Below are 4,152 nucleotides of genomic sequence, written 5' to 3'. Positions count from 1 at the left end.
TTTGCCCTTCAGCCTGTTTTTTGCGAAAAAGGCTTGACTGTAAACCGGCTTTACCCCTTATACTGGCCTTGGAAAGGAGGCGTTGTCATGAACATATCCCAACTGGAGACGCTCCTGGGCCTGCCCCGGGCCAGCATCCGCTTTTATGAAAAGGAGGGGCTGCTCTCACCGGAGCGGCTGGCCAACGGCTACCGGGACTATTCCCAGGCCGATGTGGAAACCCTGCGGCGGATCAAGCTGCTCCGGGCCCTGGGCCTTCCTCTGGAGGACATCAAGGCCCTCCAGGCGGGGGAGCTGCGGCTGGGCGACGCGCTCCGGGCCCAGGAGGAGCGGCTGCGCCGGGAGGCGGCCGAGCGGGAGGCCGCCCGGACCCTGTGCCGTGCCATGGAGCTGGAGGGGGCGGAGTATGCCACCCTGGACGCCGGGCGCTATCTGGACCAGCTGGACCGGCTGGGGGAGACGGGGGTCAACCTGACGCCTCCCGCCGCCGACAGCCTGCCGGTGGTCCGCCACCCCTGGCGGCGGTACCTGGCCCGGCTGCTGGACCACAGCCTGTGTCTCCTGCTGGTCAATGCCCTCCTGGTGCTCACGCTGCGCCTCGCCTTCGGGGAGGGACTCCTGAATGCCCTGGTCCAGAACTACCTGGCCTGGGGCGTCCAGTTCCTGCTGGAGCCCCTGCTCCTCTCCACCTGGGGCACCACCCCGGGCAAGTGGATCTTCGGGCTCGAAGTCCGCAACGCCGACGGGGGCAAGTTCACCTTCCGGGAGGCCGTCGCCCGCCTGTCCGAGCTCTTCCTGCTGGGCGAGGGCTGGGGCATCCCTGGCTATCAGCTCTACCGCAACTATAAGAGCTATCGGGCCTGCTCTGACGGGGAGGTTTTGCCCTGGGACGAGGGGCTTTCCTATACGATCCGGGACGAGAAGCCCATCCGGGGTCTGGCCTGGGCGGGAGCGGCCGCTCTGGACATGGGACTGAGCGTGCTCCTGGTCTTTCAACTGACCATGCCGCCGGTGCGCCATCCCCTGACGGTGGCCGAGTTTGCCCGGAATTACAACGACCTGGTCCGGCAATACAACCTGGACAGCATGACCCTGGACGACATGGGGGTCTGGGTGGTGCCTGAAGGCACTCTAAGCCTGGGTAATCCGCCGCCCATCTTCCACTATGATACCACTGGGGACGGTGTAGTCACCAGAATCTCCTTCACCTATGAGAGAGAACCGGATTATTTCTGGGACGGAGCGGAAACCGAGCAGACCGCCGCCTTCCTGGCCATGTTGGCCGCCCAGCCCGGAGTGGGCCTCTTCAACTGGGTGCCCCTGGTGGGGCGGGTCGACGATGAGATGGGCACCGGCAATGAGAACTTCCGCTTCACCCTGGCGGGACTCACAGTGGAAAACCAAGTGGAGTACAGCGGCTATCGCCCGGTGGGCGGCTTCCTCCTGCCGGAGGAGGGGGCGGAGCAGACCTACGCCCAGCAGTTCTCCATCAGGGTGGAGTAAAATTGTAAACATTTCTTGAACCCTCTTGAAAAATCGCGTGCGAAGGACTATGATAGGTTAGCACTCAAAAGTGGAGAGTGCTAACCTATCGTTTTTTAAGAAGATTCACATATATGGAGGCATGTACCATGGCGAAGAAACAATTCAAGGCGGAGTCCAAGCGGCTGTTGGACCTGATGATCAACTCCATTTACACCCACAAGGAGATCTTTCTCCGGGAGCTCATCTCCAACGCCAGCGACGCGGTGGACAAGCTGGCCTACAAGGCCCTCACCGACGACAAGGTGGGCCTGAACCGCTCCGACTTCAAAATCCGGCTGATTCCCGACAAGGACGCCCGCACCCTGACGGTGAGCGACAACGGCATCGGCATGACCAAGGAGGAGATGGAGTCCAACCTGGGCACCATCGCCCGCAGCGGCTCCCTCCAGTTCAAGCAGGAGATGGCCGCCAAGGAGGGCAGCGAGGACCAGAACGTGGCCGACATCATCGGCCAGTTCGGCGTGGGCTTCTACTCCGCCTTCATGGTGGCCGATCAGGTCACTGTGATCTCCAAGGCCTACGGCGAGGACACCGCCTGGAAGTGGGAGTCCTCCGGCGCCGACGGCTACACCATCACCGAGTGCGAAAAGGAAATGGTGGGCACCGACGTCATTCTCCACATCAAGGCCAATACCGAGGACGAGGACTATGACCAGTATCTCCAGCAGTACCGCCTGGACGACCTCGTGAAGAAGTACTCCGACTACATCCACTACCCCATCGTCATGGAGATGGAGCACACCCACGCAAAGCCCAAGCCGGAGGACGCCGGGGAGGACTATAAGCCGGAGTACGAGACCCACAAGGAGTGGGAGACCCTGAACTCCATGGTACCCATCTGGCAGCGGCCCAAGAGTGAGGTCAAGCCCGAGGAGTACAACGAGTTTTATAAGGAGAAGTTCGGCGACTGGGAGGACCCCCTGGCCGTCATCCACGTGAAAGCCGAGGGCGCCGTGGAGTACACCGCCCTCCTCTTCATCCCCGCCCACGCCCCCTTCAACTATTACAGCCGTGACTACGAGAAGGGCCTCCAGCTCTACTCCTCCGGCGTCCTCATCATGGACAAGTGCGCCGACCTGGTGCCCGACCACTTCTCCTTTGTCCGGGGCGTGGTGGACTCACCTGACCTGTCTCTGAACATCTCCAGAGAAATGCTCCAGCACACCCGGGTGCTGAAGGTCATTTCCACCAATCTGGAGAAGAAGGTGAAGGCCGAGCTCCTCAAGCTCCAGAAGGACGACGCTGAGAAGTATGAGAAGTTCTGGTCTGCCTTCGGCCGCCAGGTGAAGTACGGCGTGGTCTCCGACTACGGCGCCCACAAGGAGCTGCTGAAGGACCTGCTTCTGTTCTGGTCCTCCAAGGAGGGCAAGAACACCTCCCTGGCCGCCTACAAGGAGCGGATGCCTGAGGAGCAGCAGTATATCTACTTCCTCCAGTCCGAGAGCGTGGAGCAGGCGGCCAAGCTGCCCCAGGCCGAGCGCATCCTGGACAAGGGCTATGAGATCCTCTACCTCACCGAGGAGGTGGATGAGTTCGTCATGAACACCCTGGGCGAGGTGGACGGCAAGGCTCTGAAGAACGTCAACGACGACGATGCCCTGCCCCAGTCCGACGAGGAGAAGGCCGAGACCGAGAAGAAGGCCGAGGAGAACAAGGACGTGCTGGACTTCGTGAAGGAGACCCTGGGCGACCGGGTCAAGGAGGTCCGTATCTCCAAGATCCTCAAGACCGCCCCGGTGTGTATGACCGCCGACGGCCCCGTCTCCCTGGAGATGGAGAAGTATTTCCAAAAGGTGGACCCCAACGCTGCCAAGGATATGAAGGCCGCCCGGGTCCTGGAGCTCAACCCCGACTCCGGCGCCTTTGCCGCCCTCCGCTCTGCCATGACGGAGGATAAGGAGAAGGCCAAGACCTATGCCGAGCTCCTCTACCAGCAGGCCCTGCTCATTGCCGGCTTCCCCCTGGAGGATGCGGCCAAATATACTGAGTTGGTCTGCTCTCTCATGAAGTAAAAATGTCCAAAGGCAAGAAAGCCGCGGTGGGAAGGATTCCCGCCGCGGCTTTTTATAACCTGCACAAAAGGAATGGTGCTACCAATTAAAAATTGTATAAATAAACAAACGAAAATAAAATAAGCTTCAAACGAAAGTCAAAAACACTTCTAAATTTAGTTATCCTGCCGATTGCGTCAGAATATGGACCGTGGTATACTCTGGCTGTCAAAAGGAAAGCGGGTGCTTGCAGCCCCCCTTTGATGCGCCGGCGCACCGGGGCCGGATAGACCGGACCCTGTGACACAGCGGCGGCGGAATTGCTGACATCCCTTTGTTAGGAGGTTTTGACCATGGTCGTACCCATTCAAATTGATTCGATTCAGGAGCTCTATAAGCTGCAGCAGCTGGCCTGCAAGGTGGATGAGCCTGTATATGTTCACTCCCCCGACGGCGCCATCATGGTGGACGCCCGGTCCTCTCTGGGCCTGTTCACCCTGGACTTCACCAAGCCGGTGAATGTTGTCACCGACTCTGCCTATGTGCTCCGCAAGCTGGGCGTACACGCTGGCGCCCGGGCCTGAATTTGAAAGAAGAAACCGCCGCCGTCCCCGGA

The 4,152-nt window shown here is 60.4% G+C and carries 3 protein-coding genes; all 3 read left to right on the top strand.

The annotated features are described in order from the left end of the window. Nucleotides 1–87: 87 nt before the first annotated feature. The 3 genes from Q0K15_RS10780 (at nucleotide 88) to Q0K15_RS10770 (ending at nucleotide 4,120) form a co-directional block, all read left to right on the top strand. Nucleotides 88–1,503 (top strand): MerR family transcriptional regulator, encoded by a 1,416-nt coding sequence (locus tag Q0K15_RS10780; RefSeq protein ID WP_294515848.1) that lies wholly within the window; start codon nucleotides 88–90, stop codon nucleotides 1,501–1,503. Between the two features lie 128 nt (nucleotides 1,504–1,631). Further along, a complete protein-coding gene (gene htpG / locus Q0K15_RS10775) occupies nucleotides 1,632–3,557 on the top strand; it encodes a molecular chaperone HtpG (protein WP_294515847.1) in 1,926 nt (641 codons plus the stop codon). 332 nt (nucleotides 3,558–3,889) lie between these two features. Beyond that, complete coding sequence (locus tag Q0K15_RS10770; RefSeq protein ID WP_294515846.1) at nucleotides 3,890–4,120, top strand: hypothetical protein; 231 nt, start codon at nucleotides 3,890–3,892, stop codon at nucleotides 4,118–4,120. The last annotated feature ends 32 nt before the right edge of the window (nucleotides 4,121–4,152 follow it).

The organism is uncultured Intestinimonas sp., assembly GCF_944387245.1.
Taxonomy (GTDB): Bacteria; Bacillota; Clostridia; order Oscillospirales; family Oscillospiraceae; genus Intestinimonas.
Note: the sequence above shows the minus strand (reverse complement) of the source record. Positions and strands in the feature narration are given on the sequence as shown.